The following is a 21493-nucleotide window of genomic DNA, read 5'->3' as shown; positions in this document are numbered from 1 at the left end:
TTGCACGCTGGGCCGGCATCAACCGATATGGGAAGGAGTTTCGAATGGCCCTGCACCTCGCGATCATCATCGGCTCGATCCGGGCGGGACGCCTCGGCCCGGTCGTTGCCGACTGGTTCCGGGACCGCGCGGAACAGCACCGGGACTTCCGAGTCGATTTGATCGACCCGGCCGACTGCGCATTGCCCGACCGTCACGCCGATTCGGCGGAGACCGCCCCGGCTGTCGTACGCGAGCTCGGGGAACGGCTGCACAAGGCGGACGCGTTCGTGATGGTCACCCCCGAGTACAACCACTCGTACCCGGCGGCGCTGAAGAACGTCATCGACTGGTATGTCGACGAATGGCGAGCCAAACCCGTCGGGTTCGTTTCCTACGGCGGAGTCGCGGGTGGGTTGCGCGCGGTCGAGGCGCTCCGGCTGGTTTTTCCCGAGTTGCACGCCACCACCATCCGTGACGGCGTCTGTTTCACCAACGTATGGGAACGGCTCGACGAATCCGGCCGCCTCACCGATACGGCTCGCGCGGACAAGGCCGCCGATGTCATGCTGGCGCAACTCGCGTGGTGGGCGACCGCACTGCGTAACCACCGCCACGCCGAACCTTATCGCGCCTGACCCGGCCGGAACCCATTCCGAGGACACAGCGATGACGAGCACAGCGTGGCGCAGCGAAACTCTCGATCTCACCGCCTACCTGGAGTACCTGGGGGTGCCACGCCGGCGCCCCGGCCGGGCCGCGCTCACCGAGCTCTACCTGGCCCACCTGCGCGCCTTCACCTTCGACAATATCGACGTACTGCTCGGCCGGCACCCGGGAGTGGATCTGTCGGCAGTCCAGGACAAGTTCCTCGGCCGGGGCAGGGGAGGATACTGCTTCGAACACGCGACCCTGTTCGCTGCTGCCCTCGAGCAGCTGGGTTATCCGGTGGTGCGGCGGTTGGGCCGGGTCGGTGATCCGGCCGGCAGTGCCAGAACCCATATGGTCGTGGAAGTAGAAGTGGACGGGCGACGGTTACTCGCCGATCCGGGATTCGGGTTCAGCCTGCTCCGGCCGATCCCGATGAGACACCTGGCGCAGGACACGGTGGCGGGCGCTACCTTCCGCATAGTGCGGAGCGCGGACGCACACGGCGCGTCCTGGGAGTTGCAGCGGCTGCGGCGCAGTGGCTGGGAGCGTATGCATACCACGGACGAGTGCACCGTGCTCCCCGCCGATATCGCGGTGGGGCACCATTACACCAGCACCCATCCCGATTCGGTCTTCCGCAGGATGCTCGTCGTGGCGCGGTTTCTCGCCGACGGCCGTCATGTGACCCTCACCCACAATGCCGTCACCATCCGGAAACCCGGGGCGGGCACCGTGCACCGGTCGCTACAGCCCGGCGAGTTCGATATCCGGCTGGGTGAGCTGGGCGCCGCGCTGACCCCCGGCGAGGCCGGCCGCCTCGCCGAACGCCGTACGGCGCTGAACGCCGGGGCGTCCTCGTCCGTCGCGCTGGACCACACCCCGGATCACTCGTAACGCACCGTCACCGACGGGGTGTCGGGGACGGCTTGGCAGGTGAGGATGTAGCCGTCCTCGAGGTCGTCGTCGGTGAGGGCGTCGTTGATGCGCATGGTGGCCTTGCCCTCGGTGAGTTTGGCCATGCAGGTGGCGCAGTTCCCGGATTCGCAGGAGAACGGGGGAGTCAGGCCGGCGCGGCGGGCGCTCTCCAGGAGGGTTTCGCCGTCGCGGCGGGGGACCGATTTCTTCTTCCGGTTGAGGAAGATCGTCACGGTGCCCTCTTCGGTGGCCGCGGGTGCGGGTGGCGTGGGGGCCGAAACCGGTCCGGTGACAGCGGGTTCCGCTGCGGGAGCCGGGACGGGTGGTGCCGGGGCGGCGGGAGTGCCGCCGAAACGTTCCGAGAAGATCCGCCCCGGCCCGGGTAGCGCGTTCTCCACCAGTTCCATGAACGGTTCGGGGCCGCAGATATAGGCATCGCCGGCCGTATGCTCGCCGACGAATTCGCGGACTTTCGCCGCGTCCACGTACCCGTGCTCGTCGTCGCGGTGGCGGACGACGGTCAACCGGTCCGGATATTTCGCCACCAGCTCGTCCAGCGCGGCCTCGAAAATGGCCGAGGTCCGGTCGCGGTCGGCGCACAGCAGCCGGACCGTGCGGTCGGTGCTCGCCAGGGTGCTCTTGGCCAGCGAGATGATCGGGGTGATCCCGCTACCGCCGGAGAAACCGAGTACCGGCACATCGCCCTCGCGCAGGCAGAAGCGGCCGGTGGGCAGTGTCAGCTCGACCTCGTCGCCTTCGCCGAGATTGTCGTGCATCCAGTTCGACACCGCGCCGCCGGGCACCCGTTTGACCGTGGTCATGAACTCGCTGTCGGTCTCCGGCGCGCTGGACATCGAGTACGACCGGAACAGCGGTTTGCCGTCGACGGTGACCTTGAAGGTGCAGAACTGGCCGGCCCGATAGGAGAACGGCCCGTCTTCCGGTTCCAGTACGAAGGTGCGGGTATCGGGTGTTTCCTTGACGATCCGGATCACCTTCGCGCGCCGGAACAGTGGTGGTCTCGCCATGGTCGCCTCCTTCTGGTATTAAGATTCTATCCAGGCGAGAATAGTATTCTCAAATTCGGATAGGAACAGCGATGACGTGCAATCGGATCGGGGGCGGCAGATGAGTGAGGCCACAGTGCCCGCGGAGGTTCCCGGGCCCACCGCGCCCGCGGGGCGGCCGGAATCCGGGCCGGACGCGGCCCCGCGGGCGGAACGCACCGTTCTCGCGTTCGAGGAACACCAGTACACCCGTGCCGAACTCGAGACCATGGCCGACGGCCTGGCCGAGACGCTGGCTGCGCGCGGGGCCGGACCCGGCGAGCGGGTGGCGTTGATGTCGTCCAACCGGCCCGAATTCGTCACCGCCGTGCTGGCGATCTGGCGGCTGGGTGCCGCCGTGGTCCTGCTGAGCCCGGCCTGGAAAGATACCGAGGTCGCGCATGCATTGGAGATCACCGGCGCCCGGCACGCCGTCGGTGACCACCCGGTGCTGGCCGGTCTCGCGGATATGGTGTCGCTGGACGCGCCGCTGCCCGCCGCCACTCGCACCTTCGATCCACCGGACCCCGCCGCCGACGCGGTACTCGTATTCAGTTCGGGCACCACGGGTCTGCCCAAGGCGGTGCGGCATACCCACGCTTCCTTCGCGGCGGCGGTACGGCATTGGCGGGACGCCCTCGGCCTGGGGCCGGACGATCGAATCCAGGTCGCGACCCCGCCCTCGCATATCCTCGGCATCCTCAATATCGTGACAGCCCTGGAAACCGGGGCCTGGGTGCGGCTGCATCGCCGGTTCGACCTGCAGAAAGTGCTGGCCCACATCCAGTCCGACCGGATCACCATCGAAATGGCGGTCGCGCCGATCGCGCTGGCCATGGCGCAGTACCCGGACCTGGAGTCCTACGATCTCTCCTCATTGCGCTACATCATGTGGGGCGCGACCCCGGTGACCGCGAGTGTCGCCGAAACCGTGACCCGCCGGACCGGGGTCACCTGGCTGCCCGCCTACGGCGCGAGCGAACTACCCGTGATCGCCTGCAATCCGATCGACTCCCCGCGCCTGGAGAGTGTGGGCAAGGCGGTGCCGGGTGTCGACGTGCGGGTGGTATCGCTGGACGACGGGAAACCGGTCGGGCCGGGCGTGGACGGGGAGATCCAGCTGCGGTCCGCCTCGGTGATGGCCGGGTATCTGCCCGATACCGCGACCGCGGCGGCCTTCGACGACGGCTGGTACCGCACCGGCGATGTCGGCACTGTGGACGAGGACGGCTGGCTGCGGCTCACCGACCGGTCCAAGGAAATGATCAAGGTCCGCGGATTCCAGGTGGCGCCCGCGGAAATCGAAGCGGTGCTGCACGGGCACGACGCGGTCGCCGACTGCGCGGTATTCGGGGTGCCCGACGGCGCCAACGGGGAAGCCATCGTGGCCGCCGTCGCGACCACCGCCCCGGTGACGCCCGAAGAACTGATGGCCACGGTCGAACAGCGGCTCGCCGGATACAAACGGTTGCGGCAGGTGCAGTTCGTCGACGAAATCCCCCGCCTGCCGTCCGGCAAGGTGCTGCGGCGAGTGCTGAAGGAGCGTTATGGACGTCCGGCTGACGAGTGAACAGCGGCAACTCCGGGAAGCGGCCGCGAAACTGGCCGATGAGCTGGGGCCCGGATCGGTCCTGGATCTGGCCGACGAGAAACGGCGGGCCCGGCTCGAGGACGCGGTCGCGGGGACGGGTTTCCGGGAGTTGCGGTCCGACGGCGCCTCCGGTGTGGAGGTGGCGCTGGTGGCCGAGGAATTCGGGCGCGGGCTGGTGGATGTCGCGCTGCTCGGGCCCGTGCTGGCCGATGATCTGCACGGCCGGTCCGACGGTGATACCTCGCGGTGGACGATCGCGGTGGCGGGGAGCGCGATCGACGCCCGCGGCAGCGACCGTGCGCTGAAACTGGAGGGGAGCCGGCTGCTCGCGGGGTCGGTCGGCGCCCCGCTCCCCGGTGCGGATCTCACCCGCGGGTTCGCGGCCGCGGAGGGACCGTGGGAATCGCGCGGGGATATCTCCGACGCCCACCGTGACCGCTGGCAGGCACTGGCCCTCACGATCACCTGCGCGGATCTGGTCGGTACCGCGCGCGGTGCGCAGAGACTCGCGGTCGACTATGCGAAAGTCCGCCACCAATACGGGAATTCGATCGGTTCCTATCAGGCGGTGGCGCATCTGCTGGCCGAGAGCGAGGCGCTGATCGAGGGTTCGGTGAGTGTGCTGTGGCATGCCGCCTGGGCCGTCGACGAACTCGGGCCGGCCGAGGCGCTACGCGCGGCGCGGATCGCCAAGATCTACGCCGCCCGCGCCACCCGCACGGTCTGCGAAACCGCCATCCAGGTGCACGGCGGTATCGGCAACACCTGGGAATGCCTGGCCCACGTGTATCTGCGGCGGGCCCTGGTGTCCACCGAACTGTTTCCCGTCCGCCTGGAGGAGGCCGGCCTTGGACTATCGTGATTCCCCGGAAGAAGCAGCGTTCCGGGAACGGCTGCGCGACTGGCTCGCCGGTGTGGCGGGCAAATACCCGACCTCCGGCGACGAGTACTGGGCCCGGCAGGGTGAATGGCATGCCGAGCTGTACCGGGCCGGGTTCTTCGGATTGTCCTGGCCGCGAGAGTACGGCGGCCAGGATCTGCCCCCGGTCTACGACGTGATCCTGGACGAGGAACTGGCCGTCGCGGGCGCCCCGCCGCGGCCCAGCCTCGGCTACCTGATCCAAGGGCTGGGCCGCCACGCGAGCCCCGAACTGTGCCGCCGGTTCCTGCCCGGCATGATCGACGGCAGTCAGCGCTGGTGCCAGGGATTCAGCGAACCCGGGGCGGGATCGGATCTGGCCTCGCTCACCACCACCGCCACCCGCGACGGTGACGACTACGTGATCCACGGACACAAGATCTGGACCAGTTACTCGGATGTCGCCGACTGGTGCCTGCTACTGGCCCGCACCGATCCGCAAGCGCCGCGGCACAAAGGTATCTCGGCGTTCGTCATCGCGATGAAGCAGCCGGGCGTGCAGCAGCGGCCGCTGGAAATGATGAGCGGTGTGACGACCGAGTTCGGGCAGGTGCTGTTCGACGGCGCACGGGTACCCGCCGATCAGATGGTGGGTGCGCCCGGTGAGGGCTGGAAACTGGCGATGACCGTGGTCGGGCACGAACGCGAACCCTCGACCCTCGGTTACGCCGCCCGCTACGGGAAACTGGTGCGGCAGCTGGCCGCCCGGGTCGACGGGCCGGCACCGGACGAACTCGCCTGGGCGGCCGTGCAGGCCGAGATGCTGCGGTTGCATGTGCGCCGGCGGCTGTCCGAACAACTCGACGGTGTAACCCACGGGCCACAGGGATCGCTGGACAAACTGCTCATGACCTGGGTCGACCAATCCGTCGGCCATGCCGCCCTCGCTGTCGCCGGCACCGGCGACCAGGAACTGTTCGGTTCCTACCTGTACAGCCGCGCGCAGAGCGTGATGGGCGGCACCTCGCAGATCCAGAAGAACATCATCGCCTCGCGCATCCTCGGATTGGGAGTCTGAAATGTACGATATGCCCGCCGAAATCGACGTCCGGGCCGACGGTCCACTGCGGATCGTCACCCTGAACCGGCCGGCCGCCCTCAACGCGGTGGACGACGCCCTGCACTCCGGGCTCGCGCGGTTGTGGCCCCGGGTGTCGGAAGATCCGCAGGTGCGGGCGGTGGTACTGACCGGCGCCGGGAAAGCGTTCTCGGCCGGCGGCGATTTCACCTATCTGGAAGAACTGGGACGCGATACCGCATTGCGCGAGAAAACCATCGCCCACGGCCGCGATATCGTGCTCGGAATGGCACGCTGCCGGGTCCCGGTGGTCGCGGCGGTCAACGGCCCGGCGGTCGGTCTCGGCTGCAGCCTGGTCTCGCTCAGCGATATCGTCTATATGGCCGAAACCGCCTACCTCGCCGACCCGCACGTCCAGGTCGGCCTGGTCGCCGCCGACGGCGGCCCGCTCACCTGGCCACTGCACACCAGTCTGCTGCTGGCCAAGGAGTACGCGCTCACCGGCGCCCGTATCCCCGCCGACCGCGCCCGGGACATGGGCCTGGCCAACCATGTGGTTGCCGATCCGATGGCCGAGGCGCTGGCCTGCGCGAAGCGGATCGCCGAAATGCCCCGCCAGGCTGTCGAGGCCACGAAGCGCGTCCTGAACATGCAACTGGAGAAGGCGGTACTGACCTCACTGGACTACGCGCTCACCGCGGAATACCAGTCGTTCCAGACCGACGATTTCCGCGCGACCATCACCCGGCTCACGGCTGGGAAGAAGTAGGTCCTCGCGGCGATGTCACACCGGCCGCTACCGTTCCGTCGACTCGACGTACTGATTCCCGACAGGAACGGAGCGCCACCCCATGGCGATCGACATCATCAACCCGCCGGAACTGCACGATCCCGTACCGTTCGGGTACAGCCATATCGCCCGCACCCGGGGTGAACTGGTTTTCGTCGCCGGACAGTACGATTCCGGCGCCGACGGGCAGCCTGCCGGGGACGATTTCGCCGCGCAGGTCGAGGCGGCGTTCGACAACCTCGGTATCGCCCTGGCGGCGGTGGGTCTCGGATACGCCGACGTCGCCGTACTGCGCACCTATATCGTGGGCCACGACCTGGAAAAACTCGGTGTGCTGGGGCGCCGGATCGCTGCGATCTGGGGTGAGAAACCGCCCGCGCAGACTTTGCTCGGCGTCGCCGCACTGGCATTGCCGACGATGCAATTCGAAGTCGACGCGGTCGCGGTACGGCCGTGAACGATCCCGTCCGGCGGAACTGTTGTGGCGAAGACGGCTCCCGAACGGGCGGCTGAGTGGGAAAATCGGCGGGTGATCGACTGGCTTGCCGTCGCAGCCGCTCCCGCTCCCGCCGGATCGTGGTGGAAAGACCTTCTGCTCTTCGCAGTTCCCCCGGCGGTCGTTCTCCTGGCCTGGATCGGTGGCCGCTACGCGCTCCGCAACGCGCGCAGGACGCCGTACGAGCGGCTCGACGTGCTGGTCAAGATCCGCTCGGAGTGGCCCGAAGGGCTGGAAGGGCGCGATTCGCTGGACCGGTCGGTGGCGCATGCGCTGGCCCGGATCCGGCAGATCGAAGGCGATACGACACATCTGGACACCTCCGCGAACGCGCGGTGGGCGGATTACCGGGTGGCGCTGCAGCAGCGGCGATCCGCCTACCGGCGGGCCGCCTTCGGCGTGGCCACGCTCGGTACGCTCGCCGCGATCGCGGTGCTGAGGTTTCCGCTGTGGTCCGATATCGCGGCCGAGCGCGGCCGGCGGGCAGCGCTGACAGCGGTCTATCCACCGGCAGTGCTGTTCGTGGCCGCGCTGCTGGTCACCGGAACAGCTCTGTGGGAGCTGAATCGCTTCCGGCAGCGCGAAGAACTCGGCGCCTACCGGCCGAAGGCCCCGGCCGGCGCACCGGGTGCGGTCGGCGCCGAAACCGGCGGGCCGGACGCCGGCGAGCCGCTGTGACCACGCCTGTTCCCCGCAGCTGCGGCGGAAACCTGTGGGGTCGTGGGAGGGACTGCTGCCGCGACGCCGTCCTCCCGGCCGGCCGGGTCACCGAGTAGCGAGCAGCGACTCCGAGCGCTGGATCGTGCCGGTGATACCGGTGGCATCCTGAGCAGCGAGCAGAGCTGCGGCCCGGCCCATCGTCTCGGGTGGTTCCACCATCTCGGCCGGGATATCACCACCGCCGGCCGCCTTCCAGCCCTCGGTGAGTACGACACGCGACGGGCTCAGGCAGTTCACCGCGATATTGTCCGGTCGTAGATCGGCGGCGAGGCCGAGATAGAGGCGTTCCACGGCGGCCTTGGACACCCAGTAGGCGTTGGCGCCGCGGTCGGTCATCTCGACGCCGGTGGTGGTGACCGCGATGAGCGAGCCGCCGCCGCGGGCGCGGATATGTGGTATCACCTCGCGGGTCACCAGGAAGACCCCGGTGAGGTTGACGTCCAGGCACAGCTGCCAGCGTTTGAGCGGAGTGCTCTCCACCGGCCCCAGCCACAGCACACCGGCATTCGCGACGAGGATGTCGATTCCGCCGAACTCGGCGACTGTCGTGGTCACCGCAGCTCGGATCGACTCCTCTTCGGTCACATCGCACGGCACCGCCAGCGCGTGGCCGCCCGCGGACGCGATCCGTTCGGCCACCTGATGAATGGTGCCTGCGACGCGGCCCGGTTCCGCCGACCGCGCCGCGACCGCGACGGTTGCGCCCTCCCCGGCCAAGGTTTCCGCGATCGCGGCACCGATTCCGCGGCTGGCGCCGGCGATGAAGGCCACCTTTCCCGCCAACGGCCGGGCGCCACCGGGCCCAGCCGTTTGTGGCGCCGGTTCTGCCCCGCCGCCGGTCGGAGTCGCGGTGGTCACTTCGGCGGGAACCGCAGCGCGCCGTCGAGGCGGATCACGTCGCCGTTGAGGTAGTCGTTCTCCACGATCGACTGCACCAGGTGCCCGTACTCCGCCGAGCGGCCCATCCGCTTCGGGAACGGGATCTGCGGCGACCAGTACTGTTCCAGCTGGTCGGCGGCCTTGCCATAGGCTGGGGTGTTGAAGGTGCCGGGGGCGATGGTGACGACTCGGATACCGAGGGGGGAGAGGTCGCGGGCGGCGACCAGGGTCATGCCGATCACGCCACCTTTGGCGGCCGAATAGGGAAGCTGCCCGATCTGGCCCTCGTAGCCGGCGACCGAGGCCGTGTTCACGATGACCCCGCGCGCGCCCTCCTCGGTGGGGTCGGATTCGGCGATGGCCGCCGCGGACAGCCGCATCACGTTGAACACCGCGGTCAGATAGAACTCGATGGTGGTGCGGAAACCGTCGAGGGGCAGTGGCTTACCGTCCTTGCCCACCAGGCGGCCACCGCTGGCGGGACCGCCGTGGGTGTCGACCGAGATACGCAGGGGGCCGAGGGATTTCGCTTCCTCGATGGCCGCCTGCACCGATTCCTCGCTGGTGGCGTCGGTGTGCACGTAGCGGATTCCGAGTTCGGCGGCCAGTTCCTTGCCCTTGTCGTCGGCGACATCGGCGACAACCACGCGGGCGCCGGCCGCGTGCAGCCGCCGGACGGTGGCTTCGCCGAGTCCGCCCGTACCGCCGACGACAATCGCCGAACTTCCTTCGATCTGCATGACGCTGCCCTCTCTTGCGATTATCGCTCTCAGATTGAGAGAATACTATTCTCATGTATATCGGCAAGATCGTCGACGTGGCGGAAACTGGAGATAACTGATGCCCGAAGCCGTGATCGTATCCGCGTTACGCACCCCGATCGGTACCGCCCGCAAGGGCACCCTGCGCGAAACCACCGCTTTCGATCTGGCCCATCACGTGGTCGAGGCGACGGCAAAACAGCTGCACACCGACGTCCCGGTCGATGATCTGCTCCTCGGCGAGGGGCGATACGGCGGTGGGGTGATCGCCCGCCACGCCGCGATCACCGCGGGGCTCACCGGTGTGCCGGGTCTGGCGCAGAACCGGCACTGTGCGGCCGGGATGGCGGCCGTCCAGACGGCCGCCGCAGGTATCCGCGCCGGGATGGACCGGCTGGTGCTGGCCGGCGGGGTCAATGCGGATTCCACCGCCCCGCGGGCACGTTTCCGGACCGGGCCGGAGGAGTGGGCCGATCCGTGGGTCTCACCCTCGCACCCGGACCGCCCGGACGCGCCGAACCTGGACATGTCGATCACGGTGGGCTGGAACGCCGCCGTGAAATCCGGGATCACCCGCGAGGAAATGGACGCCTGGGCGCTGCGCTCGCACCGCAATGCCGTCGCGGCGATCGACGAGGGCCGGTTCGACGACGAGGTCGTCCCGATCGACACCCCGTTCGGGGTTTTCTCCGTGGATGAGCACCCACGCCGTAGTACCACCATGGAGAAACTGGCCGCGCTGAAAGTTCTGCACCCCGAGATCGAGGGATTTTCGATCACCGCCGGCAATGCGGCGGGCGCGAACGACGGCGCCGCCTTGCTCACCGTCGCCAGTGACGAACTGGGCCTGCCCGCACTGGCCACCGTGCGGTCCTGGGCGTCGGTGGGCGTCGACCCCGCCGATACCGGCCTGGCCCCGATCGAAGCGATCACCAAGGCCGCACAGAGGGCCGGGATCTCGCTGAGCGAAGTGAAACTCTTCGAGATCAACGAGGCATTCGCCTCGGTACCGATCGCCGCCGTCCGCGCCCTCGACCTGAACCCCGACCTGGTGAACGTGAACGGCAGCGGCTGCTCCCTCGGCCACCCGGTGGCCGCCACCGGAGCCCGCATGATCGTCACCACGATCCACGAATTGCGCCGCCGTGGCGGTGGATTGGCCATTGTCGCGATGTGCGCGGGCGGTGGAATGGGTTCGGCGACGGTGCTCGACGTCACCGCTGCGTGAGTACACAGGTCATGATCTCCGCCGCCGCGGTCCGGGCTCGGGAACCGTTCGGGTTCGGCGGCGAGGTGGGTGGCCGGCGACGGCCCGGTGCCGGGGAACGGAGCGGAGGGAGGCAGCAGTGAATGATCGAGGCCACGGGGAAATGGGGACTCACCGTGCGGGAAGCGGCGACGCGGGGGCAGGTATCGCAGGCGGCGCCGCGGACCCCGCTGCCGGAGGTTTCGCCGCCGGAACAGCTGCCGGAGGGTTCACCGGGGAGCCGGCCGAGCTCATATCCGCCGCGCGCGCCGGGTCGGTGCGCGCGGCCGGGCGGTTGCTGACCCTGATCGAAGGTGACCGGCGGGACGAAGTGCTGGGGTTGCTGGCGGCCGCGACGATCCGGGTCGTCGGGATCACCGGACCACCGGGCGCCGGAAAATCCACCACCATCGCCGCCCTGGTCTCGGCGTATCGAGCGCAGGGCCTGCGGGTGGCGGTGCTGGCCGTGGACCCGTCCTCGCCCTACAGCGGTGGCGCCCTGCTCGGCGACCGGATCCGGATGGCCGCGCATATCGACGATCCGCAGGTGCTGATCCGCTCGATGGCCACGCGCGGGCATCTGGGTGGGTTGTCGGCCGCCGTCCCCGCGGCGATCCGGTTGCTCGCCGCGCTGGCCTACGACCTCGTGGTGATCGAATCGGTGGGTGTGGGGCAGTCGGAAATCGAGATCGCCGCCGTGGCCGATCCGACCGTCGTGGTCCTCACCCCGGGTGCCGGCGATGCGGTGCAGGCCGCGAAGGCCGGATTGCTGGAGGTGGCCGATCTGCTGGTCGTCAACAAGGCCGACCGCCCGGCCGCCGATCAGACGGTGCGCGAGTTGCGGGCCGAGTCCGATGTACCGATTCTCACCGCGATCGCCGCGGACGGCACCGGGATACCCGAACTGGTCACGACCATCGACGAGCATCACCGCGCCGATACCGCCGCCCGGCGCGCCGCCCGGGCGCGGTCGCAGATTCTGTCGCTGGCGCACAGTAGGCTGCGCGCCCGTCCCGAACTCGAAACGCTGGCCTGCGCGGTCGCCGCCGGTCGGTGTGATCCGTACACAGCCGCGGAACTTCTGGCATCAGTGGGTACGGAGATACCTGCCGCGATAGCCGGGTACGCCGAAAGCGGCGGTTCGCAATGACATGACCACACTGCTTACAACCACCTGCCGGGCGGTGCGATGCTCCCGCACCCGGGCCTGTTTTCGATGTGTTCGCCGTGTTGAACGGTGTGGTGGTTCCGGTGCCCTATCCGCCACGGCCCTGGTGCCGAAGCTGTGAGCTGGTCAGCGTGGTCGAACGAAAGATCGGAAGCTACTGCTACACACTGGCGTTCATGCGCCGGGTGGAGGTGTGACGTCCAGGTGGAGGCGGGTCAGGCGCTGGGTGCGGATGCGCCACCGGTCCCCGGACTTCGCGTAGGTTTCGTGGTAGTGGCCGAAGCCGTGGATTCGGGTGCCGTCGGGGAAAACGAGGCGGTCTTCCATGGCCCAGATTCCGGTGGCCGCGGTGTCGGAGAGCAGTTCGATCTCCGGGGTGTGGCCGTGGTGGATGGTGATCGCGTCGCCGATCCGGGGAGTGAGGAAGGCGAGGAATTCGTCGGCGCCGGTGATCACTTCGCCGCCCGAGCCGGTGACGTCGATGACGACGTCGTCGCAGAACAGCTCCCGGAAACCCGCCCAGTCCTTGGTGTCCATCAGACGGAAATAGCGGGCCTTCAGGGTGCGGATCGCTTCGTACTCGTTCATCGTGGTCCCAGCGTCGCGGTGATCGGGGGCAGGTCGAGGACGGTGCGGATCCCGGGAGCCGCGGCGCAGACGTAGCGGACCGCGTTGACGGCCCGGTTCGCGGTGTAGGCGGGGGAGTGTTCGGCCATCCGGTCGAGGGGGAACGGGAAGACCATATCGATCTCGAGCGGTGCGTCGCCTCGTACGCTGAGATGCCAGCCGGTCGGGCGGATCTCCCATTCGGTCTCGGCCTGGGCCCCGCAATGCCAGACGGCCTGGAAGCGGAGCACTGTGCGGCCCCGATGCACTCCGGAGATCGTGATGCGCTGGGCGGCAACGGTTCCCTCGGGGATTGTGCCGGCGGCGATCTCGAAGGTGCGGGTCGCGATGGCGACCTCGCCCGTGGCGGTCACGTCGTCCAGCGGAAGCCCGATCCCGTCGGCGAGCAGCCGCAGGGACGGACCGAAGCTGTTGCGCAGATGATCCAGCCGGCCCTGGGCGAACTCGCCCGGCGGGCCACCGAATCCCATGACATCGAACAGGATTCCCGGCGAATCGCGCCGGGACAGATCCGCGAACTCCTGGATGGTGAGCATGTCCAGACTCCGCTGGATCGATGTCAGCACCATCGGCACGGCTTCGGTGATGAAACCCGGGCTGCTACCGGTGCTGTGGATCGAGGTACCGCCGGTGGTGCACGCCGCCTCCACCCGCGCCCGCACCGCCGGGTCCATACTGCCGGGATGGTGGAAGACGCCGGCGGTGGTCACGATATTCGTACCGGCCGCCAGTATCCGGCACACCTCGTCGATATCGCAGGTCTGCGGCGTGTAGAGCACACAATCCGGAGCGTCGCGCAGTATTTCGTCGATCTCGCCGGTAGCGCGGACGCCGGTCGGTGTTCGCGACCCACACAGTTCGGCCGCATCGCGACCCTGTTTCTCCGGAGTGTGTGAATACACGCCCGTCAGAACGAGTTCCGGGTGTTCGACGATTCCGCGCAGGGTGCGGGAGCCGATCGTGCCGGTGGCCCATTGCGCGACTCGCAACGTTGTGGCAGGCCGCGCCGTCGGGGTCGCCAGGGGTGAAGGATGCATCGGATGCCTATCGGTTGTGCGTGCCGGCCGGGCTCAGGGCCGGAAACGGAGCAGGGCTTCCTGGGCGAACGAGGCGACCAGGGTGCCGTCCGCGGTGAGCACATCGCCGCGGCCGTAGGCACGGCCGTGTGCCATCACCAGACCCTCGTGCCGCAGTAGCAACCAGTCGTCGCTACGGAACGGGCGGTGGAACCACAGGGTGTGCGAGGTGGTGGCGGAGGTGAACTCGGTGCCGTTGCCGCTGTGGTCGAAACCTTCGATCGGGCGCAGCACCGTACCGATCACGTTCAGATCGGTGGCGTAGGACACGAGCCCGGGGGCGAGTTCGGCACCCACCTCGGGGGTGCGCATCCACAGGTCGTATTCGGCCGGGCCGGCCGCCTTATCGCTCAGATCGGTGAGCGACCGGGTCTCCCACGGGATCAGGCCGATCTCGACGGTGTGCTCGGGCCCCGGCACCGGCGGCACCGCGGCGATCTCCTGGTTCTCCCGCCCGTCTTCCAGCGCGGTCATCGACAGCAGCGCGGTGGCGATCACATCGCCCTTCTGCCGGGCGACGATGGTCAGTGTCGCGAAGGAGCGGCCGCGGTGCTGCGGTTGCACCACGTAGTAGACCGGGGCATCGCTTTTGCCCTCGCGGGCGAAGATGACGTGCACGGACTTCACCGTTTTGTCCGGGCAGGCGAAAACGGCCGCACGCAGGAACTGGGCCAGCAGCTGACCACCGAAGAGCCGGTGGTATTCCAGCTGCTGATTGGGGCCCTCGAAGACCGACAGGGTGGCCTGCGGGTCGGGGGCGGGCGCCGGGGCGTCGTCGTCGGTCTGCGGTGCGGTGGGGCGCAGGCGCAGGTCCATACAGGCGAGTAGATCGGTCCAGAGATCGGGCATACACCGAGTGTAAACCCGTATCTCCGGTTTGGAGAACGTTATTCTCGCAAGGATTCAGCGGGCGAATCCGCGCGCGCAGAACTCCCAGATCTCCTCGGCCGAGATCGGGTGCGTGGTCTCGTCGTCGATTCCCCCGTTGGACTGGGCCGTGAACATCACCGTCTGCATCACCATGGCGGCCATCCGGCGCGGATTCACTTCCTCGCGCAGCAGGTCGTCCTTGTCGGCGTCGATCATCAGTTCCGTGAACAGTACGACCAGCGGCGTATGCGCGACTTTCACCTGTGCGGGATGGCTGACCAGCAGCTGCGGCGCGAAATCGGTGAACAGCGGACGCTGCGCGGTGGGGTCCGGGCGGCACAGTTCGTAGAGCAGTTCCACGGCGAGCTGCAGCCGGTCCAGGGCGTTGTCCTTACCCGCGACGGCGGCCCGGATCTGATCGGCCGTCCGGCTCAGGGCGTCTTCGAACAGTGCCAGCAGTAGTTCGTGTTTACCGTCGAACTGCAGGTAGAAGCTGCGCAGCGACTGTTTGGACCGGTCCACGACCTCTTGGACCGTGAAATCCGTGGTGCCCTTTTCGGTGATGATCGCCTGGGCGGCATCGAGAAAGCGCTGCACGCGTTGTTCGGCGCGCAGCTTCGCGGTGCGGATGGAGCGCTCTACGGCGCGCTGCTTCCAGGCCGGTTCTTCGCTTGGGCTGGTCACCGGCTGGCCCGTCCGATCCCATCGATCCCATATGTGGAGAACATGGGTGCACTGTACCGGAGAACGTCCCATGTCCGGGCAGGCACGTCCGGTGTTCGCACCGTTGAGGAGACTATTAATTTCATCTCAAGAGAATGCTATTCTCCTGAACGTAACGCAACCCGCCCAGCAGGAGGAGCCCGGATGCTCTTCGAGTTCGATGCCGATCAACGGCTGCTCCGCGATACGGTCCGCGAAGTCACCGCCAAGGAATGCCCCGCCACGGTGATCCGGGAGATCGTGGACTCCGGTGCGGATCCGGGCCGGCTCTGGAAGACCTACGTCGAGCTCGGCTGGACCGAACTCGTGGAACCGGAAGCGGCCGTGGAGCTCGGGATCGTGCTCGAGGGCCTGGGCCGGGCCACCGACCCGACGCCCTATCTTGCCACGATGACCCAATTCGCGCCGCTGGCAGGTGCTTCCGGCGCCCCGGAAGCACCCGGCGCCGCGGTGTTCGAGGGGGTGACCGCGGTCCGCGACGGCGCGGGCTGGCTGCTGCGCGGTACCGCGGGCCACGTCCTCGACGGCGACCGTGGTGATCGCCTGGCAGTGGTCACCGCCGCCGGGGTCTTCGTGGTTCCCGCGGAGGCCGCCACCGCCCGGCGGATCGAGGTTTTCGATCCGGTGCTGCACATCGCGGAGGTCACGTTCGACAACGTGCGGGTCACCGATGCCGACCGCACCGCCGCCGATCCCGAGCGCGCCCGGCAACTGGCCCTGACCGGCCTGGCGCTGACCACGGTCGGCGCCTGCCAGCGCGTGCTCGATCTCGTCCTCGACCATGTGCGCACCCGGCAGCAGTTCGGCACCGCGATCGGCGCGTTCCAGGCGGTGCAGCACAAGGCCGCCGATATGCATCTGGCCATCGAACGGGCGCGGGCGCTGGGATATTTCGCGGCGCTGTGCCTGGCGGAAGACGATCCGCGCCGCCGGTCGGCGGCGGCGATGGCCAAGGCGTCGGCGGGGGAATGTCAATCGGTGGTTTTCCGGCACGGCGTGCAACTGTTCGGTGCCATGGGGTTCACCTGGGAAAACGACCTGCAGTTCGCGATCAAACGGGCCAAGGCCGGGGAACTGCTCTTCGGCGGCGCGGCCGAACACCGCGCCGTAGTGGCCCGGGAGTACCTCGCCGCCCGGCATTGATCGGCGACATCATGGGTGCGTGCCCGGGCGCCGGTGACCGGTGCCGGGTGGCACAGCAAACCGAATACGAGCATCGGGTACGGCACGCGCCCGGTGCACCCCGGAACCGAGGAGCACTGTTTTGTCCTATATCGACTATTCGGTCGCCGATAAAATCGCGACGATCACGCTGAACCGCCCCGAGGCGGCCAATGCCCAGAATTCGGCACTGCTCGACGAGTTGGACGCCGCGTGGACCCGGGCCGCGAACGACGAAGACGCCGTGGTGATCGTCTTGAACGCGGCCGGAAAACATTTCTCGGCCGGGCACGACCTCAAAGACGACAGCTGGCCCAAACCGGAGAAGATCACACTCGACTGGATCTATCAGACGGAGAGCCGCCGGTATCTGGAATACACGCTGCGGTGGCGGAATGTGCCCAAACCCTCGATCGCGGCGGTACAGGGCCGCTGTATCGCGGGCGGGCTCATGCTGTGCTGGCCGTGTGATCTCATCGTCGCCGCGGACAACGCGCTGTTCTCCGATCCGGTGGCGATGATGGGTATCGGCGGGGTCGAATACCACGGGCACACCTGGGAACTCGGACATCGCAAGGCCAAGGAGATCCTGTTCACCGGCCGTCCGGTGACCGCCGCGGAAGCCGAGCAGGCCGGGATGGTGAATATGGTGGTGCCGCTCGCGGAACTGCCGGCCAAGACCGCGGAACTGGCGGGGCAGATCGCGCAGATGCCGCCGTTCGGGCTGCGGCAGGCCAAGCGCGCGGTGAACCAGACGATGGATGTGCAGGGTTTCTACGCCGCGATCCAATCGGTGTTCGATATCCATTCCACCGGACACGGAAACGCGCTCAGTGTGAGCGGTTACCCGATTCTGGTCGACCTGGAACAGATGAAGACGAATATGAAGTAGGAACGGAAACGGGGATCGGCACCGTTCGCCGCGGTGCCGATCCCCGTATCGAAGATATGACGCCGATGCGGAAACCGGCGGTCAGGGATTCTTGCGACACGGGCAGCGTAACCGAATGACGCTCGCCCGGAATCCATTTTCGAAATTTCCCGGATGGACGACACATTGGAAATGTCCATCGGAAAGGTTTCCGCCATGCGTTCCAGCAGAATCCGGCGTGCCACCACAATTTTCGGTCTGGTGGCGTTGACCGCCACGGCCGTAATCGGCTGTGGCGATTCCGAGGACGATGCGGCCGCGGCCACCTCGGCCTCCGCCGCCACCAGTTCCGCCGCCCCCGCCGCGGCTTCCCCGGACGCCGAGAAAGAGATCTCCGCGGCCTTCGTGACGTTCTTCGACGGTAAGGCCGCACCCGCGACCCGTGCGGGGCTGGTCGAGAAGGGCGACGAATTCAAACCCTTCCTCGAGGGAATGGCGGCCGACCCGCGTGCCCAGGGCACGAGCGTGACCGTTTCCGCCGTGCAGGTCGTGGACGACAGAACGGCCGATGTCACCTACACCCTGTTGCTCGGCGGTAATCCGGTGCTGCCGGACCAGTCCGGGCAGGCGGTCAAGGAAGGCGATACCTGGAGGGTCGCCGCGATGACCTTCTGTGCCTTGCTCGCCGTGCAGGGCACCGGCCAGGTGATCCCGGCGTGTAGCTGAGCATCGCTGTCCCGGCGTTGTTTCGGTCCGGGGGCAGCGCCGCGACGGGAGCCGGCTCGATGGAGGTGGGAGCGTAGGGAGGCGGGGTGTCGTATCGGTTGCGCAGTATCGGTACGTCACCGGCTCCGGCTCGTGCGACCTCGGGCCGGCGGGGTGTGGATGTGGCGGGCCGGTGCTCGATCCGCCACGCTCACCCGGGTCGAGCCTGCCACTCGGCGTGTGCTGTGCGGAGCATGCACTGTACCGGACCGCGCCGGCTCGTTCACGGAGCCGTACCCACTATTAACCGGATATACATCCGGTAAAAGGCGTGAATCCGGCTGTACCCGACCGGTTCCCGGGCTAAACTCCGCGCGGCGTGTGTGGAACGGGATTTCCGTGCACCTTCACCATCACTCTCCAGAAAGACGAACCGATGTCACGAAGACACCGGGTGGCGCGAACTGCCGCTGCCTGTGGCGTCGTGCTCTCGCTGAGCGCGATCACCGGGTGCGGCAACTTCTTCGGCCCCGACAATTGCTATGTACTACCTTCTACCGAGGCTTCCGCCACCGATGTCGCCGCCGGAGCGGCGAAACCCGGCGTGAACGTTGCCGTCCCGGATTCGCCGGCAGCGGCCGCCGCCTCGATAACCGGCGTCTATCAAGCGTTTTTCGCAGCCGCCACCTCCACTGGGGACCGGATCGCACTGGTCGAACGCGGCGACGATTTCGAAACCGAGATCTCCGGGATGGTGAACCATATCCGTACCGCGCTCACCACGGTCGAGATCGCCGAGGTCGTCGTACTCGACGCGACGCATGCCGAACTCCGGTTCACCGTGAACATCTCCGGTAATCCCGTGGTGAGCAATCAGCTCGGGCACGCCGTCAGGGAAGCCGACGGCTGGAAGATCGCGGCCACCACCATGTGCGGCCTGGTCGCGATTTCCGGAGGAGTGTCACAGGCCTGCGCCTAGGACACCGGGAACGCCGGCAGGCCTGCGCCCCACGGCAGCGGTCCGGGCCGCGCGACCGCCGCAAACGCCGCCGGGCAGTCTGTCGCATAGGGCCTTCGTGCGTATCACCTCGATCGGCAACGTCGCCGCCGGCCGTCTTGCCGCGGATGACCTTCGTACGCGCCACCGCGCCCGCCTCGATCGGCAACGGTCACCGCGGGGCGGCGGCGCGGGTGCAGGCAACGTGCACCGCCTGTGGAAGACTGCACGGCCGGCATGTGGGACGGAAACCGCCTGCTGTGCAGGGTGTTACAGCTGTGCGAGGCGGGGCGCATAGCCGAGTGCGCGCAGCGTCGCACCGGCTTCGCGGGTGAGATCCCGGGCGCTGCCGAGTAATCCGTCCAGCACCAGCACCCGCCGATAGTGGCGGTGGAATTCGTGTTCGGCGGTGAATCCGATACCGCCCAGCACCTGCTGGCAGTGGCGCGCGGTCACGAGCGCCGCGCGCCCGGCGGCGGCCTTGGCGAGTGAAGCGGCGAGGGCGTCGTAGTCCTGCGGTACGGCCGAAGCGGGGTGGGCCGGATGGTGCGCATCGGCCGGCTCCAGCGTGAGTGCGGCCTCCGCGCCCTCGATGGCGACCAGGGTTTCGGCCAGCCGGTGCCGGATGGCCTGGAAACCCGCCACGGGTTTACCGAACTGCTCTCGTTCCAGCGCGTGCCGACGGGCGAGCGCGAGCATGGCGCGCGCGGAGCCGGTGAGCCACCAGCCCAGCGCACGCCGGCCCGCAGCGAGCGGAGCCGCGAGGGTCGCGAGTGGTTCGGTGGGCTCACCGGCGGCGTGCAGTGGAAGTTCGGGATCGAGAAGAACGACGTGGTCGTTGCGCTGCTGTCGCGGCGGGCTCTCGTTCCGCGGGTCTGTGCTCGGCGCGGCATCGGCGGTTTCGGACCAGAGCAGCCAGCGGCCACCGCTGAACGGCAGCGGCACCGGTTCGCCGAACGGCCGGCCCGTGGCGTGTGCCAGCACATCGTTGAGCAGTGGGGCGTGGGAGCCCGTCTCGCCGAGCAGGCGGAAGACCGAGGAGACCGCGATATCGGCGGTGTCGGCGCCGGTGAGCAGATCGTGCCAGCCGAGGTCGCACAGTGCGGGATAGAGTTCGGCGCCGGTGGCCGTGGCCATCGTCTTGCGCAGCGTATCGGTGAGCAGGGTCAGTTCGGCGGCGTCCACGGTGCTACTCACTCCTTTCCCAGGTCGAGCAGGCGGCGGGCAATGATATTGCGCTGGATCTCGGCGGTGCCGCCGTAGATGGTCGCCGCCCGGGAATACAGGAATTCCGGGCGCCATTCGGAATCGGTGAGTTCGATCTGGCCGGGTAGCAGGTCGCGGGCGGTATCGAAGAGTTGCTGTTCGGCGGTGGCCAGCAGCACTTTGTCGATCGACGTGTCCGGGCCCAGGATGGCGCCGCCGGCGAGCCGCCGCTGGGTGGCCCGGGACCGGCAGCGGATCGTATGCAGGGCCAGGTAGGCGGCTCCGAGCTCGGCGTCGGCGGCGTCGGCGGTCTGGTCCAGCACGCGGTCGAGGCGGGTGAACAGATACGCGATCCGGTGCCAGAAACAGGTGGAGCGTTCATAGGGCAGCAGATCCATCGCGACCCGCCAGCCGTCGCCCGGCCGGCCCAGCATCCGGGATTCGTCCACCACGACATCGTCGAAGTAGACCTCGGCGAATTCATCGACACCGTGCATGGTGCGCAGCGGGCGCACGGTGATCCCCGGGGTGTCCATATCCACGAAGAACGCGGTGATCCCGTCGTGGCCGGGGCCGGTACGGGTCAGCAGGACACAGCGGGCGGCGAACTGCGCGAGGCTGGTCCACACCTTCTGCCCGTTGATCACCCACTGCCCATCGCGTTGTTCGGCTCGGGTGCGCAGGGAGGCCAGGTCCGAGCCGGATCCCGGTTCGGAGAAGCCCTGGCACCACTGCTCGCTACCGTCCAGCAGCCGCGGCACCATCGCGGCGGCCAGCTCCGGGCGGGCGTAGGCGATCATGGTCGGGGCCAGAACTTCGACCATCGAGTAGATGCCCGGTTCGGCGAGGCCGCGGGTGGCGACCTCCTCGCCGAGCACCGCCCGCAACAGCGCCGGTCCGCCCAGCCCGCCGACGGACTCCGGCCAGCCGTAGCGCATCCAGCCCGCCTCGAACAGTGCCCGCCGGACCCGGCCCAGCTGTGCGACCTGCGCGTCGAAACCGGGTTCGGGTCCGGGGGCGAGATCGTTCGCGTCGAGCCAGTCACGCACCCGCGACCGGAACTCCTCGACCCCCATAT

Annotated in this window: 23 protein-coding genes; 14 read left to right on the top strand and 9 right to left on the bottom strand. The window is 68.2% G+C overall.

Annotated elements, in window-relative coordinates:
• Window positions 1-44 precede the first annotated feature (44 nt).
• Window positions 45-617 carry an NADPH-dependent FMN reductase gene (locus tag QH276_RS33445; RefSeq protein ID WP_280402019.1) on the top strand — a complete coding sequence of 191 codons (573 nt, stop codon included), beginning with the start codon at window positions 45-47 and terminating at the stop codon, window positions 615-617.
• Between the two features lie 31 nt (window positions 618-648).
• Entirely contained in the window at window positions 649-1524 is an 876-nt protein-coding gene (locus tag QH276_RS33440; protein WP_280402020.1) for an arylamine N-acetyltransferase family protein, read from the top strand.
• Here QH276_RS33440 and QH276_RS33435 read toward each other — a convergent pair.
• Window positions 1515-2573 (bottom strand): ferredoxin--NADP reductase, encoded by a 1059-nt coding sequence (locus tag QH276_RS33435; protein ID WP_280402021.1) that lies wholly within the window; start codon window positions 2571-2573, stop codon window positions 1515-1517. The genes QH276_RS33440 and QH276_RS33435 overlap by 10 nt on opposite strands.
• A 100-nt stretch (window positions 2574-2673) precedes the next feature.
• Between QH276_RS33435 and QH276_RS33430 the strand changes: the two genes are divergently transcribed.
• The 6 genes from QH276_RS33430 (at window position 2674) to QH276_RS33405 (ending at window position 8083) form a co-directional block, all read left to right on the top strand.
• Complete coding sequence (locus tag QH276_RS33430; RefSeq protein WP_280402022.1) at window positions 2674-4161, top strand: class I adenylate-forming enzyme family protein; 1488 nt, start codon at window positions 2674-2676, stop codon at window positions 4159-4161.
• Entirely contained in the window at window positions 4139-5044 is a 906-nt protein-coding gene (locus QH276_RS33425) for an acyl-CoA dehydrogenase family protein (protein ID WP_280402023.1), read from the top strand. The genes QH276_RS33430 and QH276_RS33425 overlap by 23 nt, the downstream gene beginning before the upstream one ends.
• Window positions 5031-6119 (top strand): acyl-CoA dehydrogenase family protein, encoded by a 1089-nt coding sequence (locus tag QH276_RS33420; protein WP_280402024.1) that lies wholly within the window; start codon window positions 5031-5033, stop codon window positions 6117-6119. The genes QH276_RS33425 and QH276_RS33420 overlap by 14 nt, the downstream gene beginning before the upstream one ends.
• 1 nt (window position 6120) lies before the next feature.
• Entirely contained in the window at window positions 6121-6888 is a 768-nt protein-coding gene (locus tag QH276_RS33415; protein WP_280402025.1) for an enoyl-CoA hydratase/isomerase family protein, read from the top strand.
• Window positions 6889-6970: 82 nt separating this feature from the next.
• On the top strand, window positions 6971-7366 hold the full coding sequence (locus tag QH276_RS33410) for a RidA family protein (protein WP_280402026.1): 396 nt from the start codon (window positions 6971-6973) through the stop codon (window positions 7364-7366).
• 72 nt (window positions 7367-7438) lie between these two features.
• The gene (locus QH276_RS33405) at window positions 7439-8083 is read left to right on the top strand and encodes a hypothetical protein (protein ID WP_280407018.1); all 645 of its coding nucleotides are present in this window, start codon (window positions 7439-7441) and stop codon (window positions 8081-8083) included.
• 87 nt (window positions 8084-8170) lie between these two features.
• Here the strand turns inward: QH276_RS33405 and QH276_RS33400 are convergent, their stop codons facing one another.
• Both QH276_RS33400 and QH276_RS33395 read right to left on the bottom strand, forming a co-directional pair.
• On the bottom strand, window positions 8171-8896 hold the full coding sequence (locus tag QH276_RS33400; RefSeq protein ID WP_280400701.1) for an SDR family NAD(P)-dependent oxidoreductase: 726 nt from the start codon (window positions 8894-8896) through the stop codon (window positions 8171-8173).
• A gap of 83 nt (window positions 8897-8979) precedes the next feature.
• Window positions 8980-9744 (bottom strand): SDR family NAD(P)-dependent oxidoreductase, encoded by a 765-nt coding sequence (locus tag QH276_RS33395; RefSeq protein WP_280400700.1) that lies wholly within the window; start codon window positions 9742-9744, stop codon window positions 8980-8982.
• Window positions 9745-9844: 100 nt separating this feature from the next.
• Here QH276_RS33395 and QH276_RS33390 point away from each other — a divergent pair, with 100 nt between their 5' ends.
• Entirely contained in the window at window positions 9845-10993 is a 1149-nt protein-coding gene (locus tag QH276_RS33390) for a thiolase family protein (protein WP_280400699.1), read from the top strand.
• A 118-nt stretch (window positions 10994-11111) separates the two neighbouring features.
• Window positions 11112-12161: a methylmalonyl Co-A mutase-associated GTPase MeaB gene (meaB, locus tag QH276_RS33385; RefSeq protein WP_280400698.1), complete on the top strand. Its 1050-nt coding sequence runs from the start codon at window positions 11112-11114 to the stop codon at window positions 12159-12161.
• 192 nt (window positions 12162-12353) lie between these two features.
• On the opposite strand, the gene QH276_RS33380 is transcribed toward meaB, so the two are convergent.
• The 4 genes from QH276_RS33380 to QH276_RS33365 are packed head-to-tail and all read right to left on the bottom strand — an operon-like array spanning window position 12354 to window position 15436.
• A complete protein-coding gene (locus tag QH276_RS33380) occupies window positions 12354-12767 on the bottom strand; it encodes a nuclear transport factor 2 family protein (RefSeq protein ID WP_280400697.1) in 414 nt (137 codons plus the stop codon).
• On the bottom strand, window positions 12764-13843 hold the full coding sequence (locus QH276_RS33375) for an NAD(P)H-dependent amine dehydrogenase family protein (protein ID WP_280400696.1): 1080 nt from the start codon (window positions 13841-13843) through the stop codon (window positions 12764-12766). The genes QH276_RS33380 and QH276_RS33375 overlap by 4 nt, the downstream gene beginning before the upstream one ends.
• Window positions 13844-13876: 33 nt before the next feature.
• On the bottom strand, window positions 13877-14731 hold the full coding sequence (locus tag QH276_RS33370; RefSeq protein WP_280400695.1) for an acyl-CoA thioesterase: 855 nt from the start codon (window positions 14729-14731) through the stop codon (window positions 13877-13879).
• A gap of 54 nt (window positions 14732-14785) precedes the next feature.
• Entirely contained in the window at window positions 14786-15436 is a 651-nt protein-coding gene (locus QH276_RS33365) for a TetR/AcrR family transcriptional regulator (protein WP_280400694.1), read from the bottom strand.
• A 183-nt stretch (window positions 15437-15619) separates the two neighbouring features.
• On the opposite strand from QH276_RS33365, the gene QH276_RS33360 reads away from it, so the two are divergent.
• The 4 genes from QH276_RS33360 (at window position 15620) to QH276_RS33345 (ending at window position 19191) form a co-directional block, all read left to right on the top strand.
• The gene (locus tag QH276_RS33360; protein WP_280400693.1) at window positions 15620-16618 is read left to right on the top strand and encodes an acyl-CoA dehydrogenase family protein; all 999 of its coding nucleotides are present in this window, start codon (window positions 15620-15622) and stop codon (window positions 16616-16618) included.
• Window positions 16619-16739: 121 nt separating this feature from the next.
• Window positions 16740-17528, top strand: coding sequence for an enoyl-CoA hydratase (locus QH276_RS33355; RefSeq protein WP_280400692.1), 789 nt, complete (start codon window positions 16740-16742; stop codon window positions 17526-17528).
• A gap of 195 nt (window positions 17529-17723) precedes the next feature.
• Window positions 17724-18233 carry a hypothetical protein gene (locus tag QH276_RS33350; protein WP_280400691.1) on the top strand — a complete coding sequence of 170 codons (510 nt, stop codon included), beginning with the start codon at window positions 17724-17726 and terminating at the stop codon, window positions 18231-18233.
• 415 nt (window positions 18234-18648) lie between these two features.
• Window positions 18649-19191 (top strand): hypothetical protein, encoded by a 543-nt coding sequence (locus tag QH276_RS33345; RefSeq protein ID WP_280400690.1) that lies wholly within the window; start codon window positions 18649-18651, stop codon window positions 19189-19191.
• A 288-nt stretch (window positions 19192-19479) separates the two neighbouring features.
• On the opposite strand, the gene QH276_RS33340 is transcribed toward QH276_RS33345, so the two are convergent.
• On the bottom strand, window positions 19480-20406 hold the full coding sequence (locus QH276_RS33340; RefSeq protein ID WP_280400689.1) for an acyl-CoA dehydrogenase family protein: 927 nt from the start codon (window positions 20404-20406) through the stop codon (window positions 19480-19482).
• Window positions 20403-21491, bottom strand: coding sequence for an acyl-CoA dehydrogenase family protein (locus QH276_RS33335; RefSeq protein WP_280400705.1), 1089 nt, complete (start codon window positions 21489-21491; stop codon window positions 20403-20405). The genes QH276_RS33340 and QH276_RS33335 overlap by 4 nt, the downstream gene beginning before the upstream one ends.
• Window positions 21492-21493: the final 2 nt, after the last annotated feature.

Origin of the sequence: Nocardia carnea, assembly GCF_029869215.1 — a bacterium.
Lineage (GTDB): Bacteria > Actinomycetota > Actinomycetes > Mycobacteriales > Mycobacteriaceae > Nocardia > Nocardia carnea_B.
This window is presented reverse-complemented; position numbering and strand designations above follow the sequence as displayed.

What these genes read in the sequence shown, in the direction of transcription:
- QH276_RS33445 (WP_280402019.1), top strand. Translation starts at nt 45, where the DNA reads ATGGCCCTGCACCTCGCGATCATCATCGGCTCGATCCGGGCGGGACGC.
- QH276_RS33440 (WP_280402020.1), top strand. Translation starts at nt 649, where the DNA reads ATGACGAGCACAGCGTGGCGCAGCGAAACTCTCGATCTCACCGCCTAC.
- QH276_RS33435 (WP_280402021.1), bottom strand. Translation starts at nt 2,573, where the DNA reads ATGGCGAGACCACCACTGTTCCGGCGCGCGAAGGTGATCCGGATCGTC.
- QH276_RS33430 (WP_280402022.1), top strand. Translation starts at nt 2,674, where the DNA reads ATGAGTGAGGCCACAGTGCCCGCGGAGGTTCCCGGGCCCACCGCGCCC.
- QH276_RS33425 (WP_280402023.1), top strand. Translation starts at nt 4,139, where the DNA reads ATGGACGTCCGGCTGACGAGTGAACAGCGGCAACTCCGGGAAGCGGCC.
- QH276_RS33415 (WP_280402025.1), top strand. Translation starts at nt 6,121, where the DNA reads ATGTACGATATGCCCGCCGAAATCGACGTCCGGGCCGACGGTCCACTG.
- QH276_RS33410 (WP_280402026.1), top strand. Translation starts at nt 6,971, where the DNA reads ATGGCGATCGACATCATCAACCCGCCGGAACTGCACGATCCCGTACCG.
- QH276_RS33395 (WP_280400700.1), bottom strand. Translation starts at nt 9,744, where the DNA reads ATGCAGATCGAAGGAAGTTCGGCGATTGTCGTCGGCGGTACGGGCGGA.
- QH276_RS33390 (WP_280400699.1), top strand. Translation starts at nt 9,845, where the DNA reads ATGCCCGAAGCCGTGATCGTATCCGCGTTACGCACCCCGATCGGTACC.
- QH276_RS33380 (WP_280400697.1), bottom strand. Translation starts at nt 12,767, where the DNA reads ATGAACGAGTACGAAGCGATCCGCACCCTGAAGGCCCGCTATTTCCGT.
- QH276_RS33375 (WP_280400696.1), bottom strand. Translation starts at nt 13,843, where the DNA reads ATGCATCCTTCACCCCTGGCGACCCCGACGGCGCGGCCTGCCACAACG.
- QH276_RS33370 (WP_280400695.1), bottom strand. Translation starts at nt 14,731, where the DNA reads ATGCCCGATCTCTGGACCGATCTACTCGCCTGTATGGACCTGCGCCTG.
- QH276_RS33360 (WP_280400693.1), top strand. Translation starts at nt 15,620, where the DNA reads ATGCTCTTCGAGTTCGATGCCGATCAACGGCTGCTCCGCGATACGGTC.
- QH276_RS33350 (WP_280400691.1), top strand. Translation starts at nt 17,724, where the DNA reads ATGCGTTCCAGCAGAATCCGGCGTGCCACCACAATTTTCGGTCTGGTG.
- QH276_RS33345 (WP_280400690.1), top strand. Translation starts at nt 18,649, where the DNA reads ATGTCACGAAGACACCGGGTGGCGCGAACTGCCGCTGCCTGTGGCGTC.
- QH276_RS33335 (WP_280400705.1), bottom strand. Translation starts at nt 21,491, where the DNA reads ATGGGGGTCGAGGAGTTCCGGTCGCGGGTGCGTGACTGGCTCGACGCG.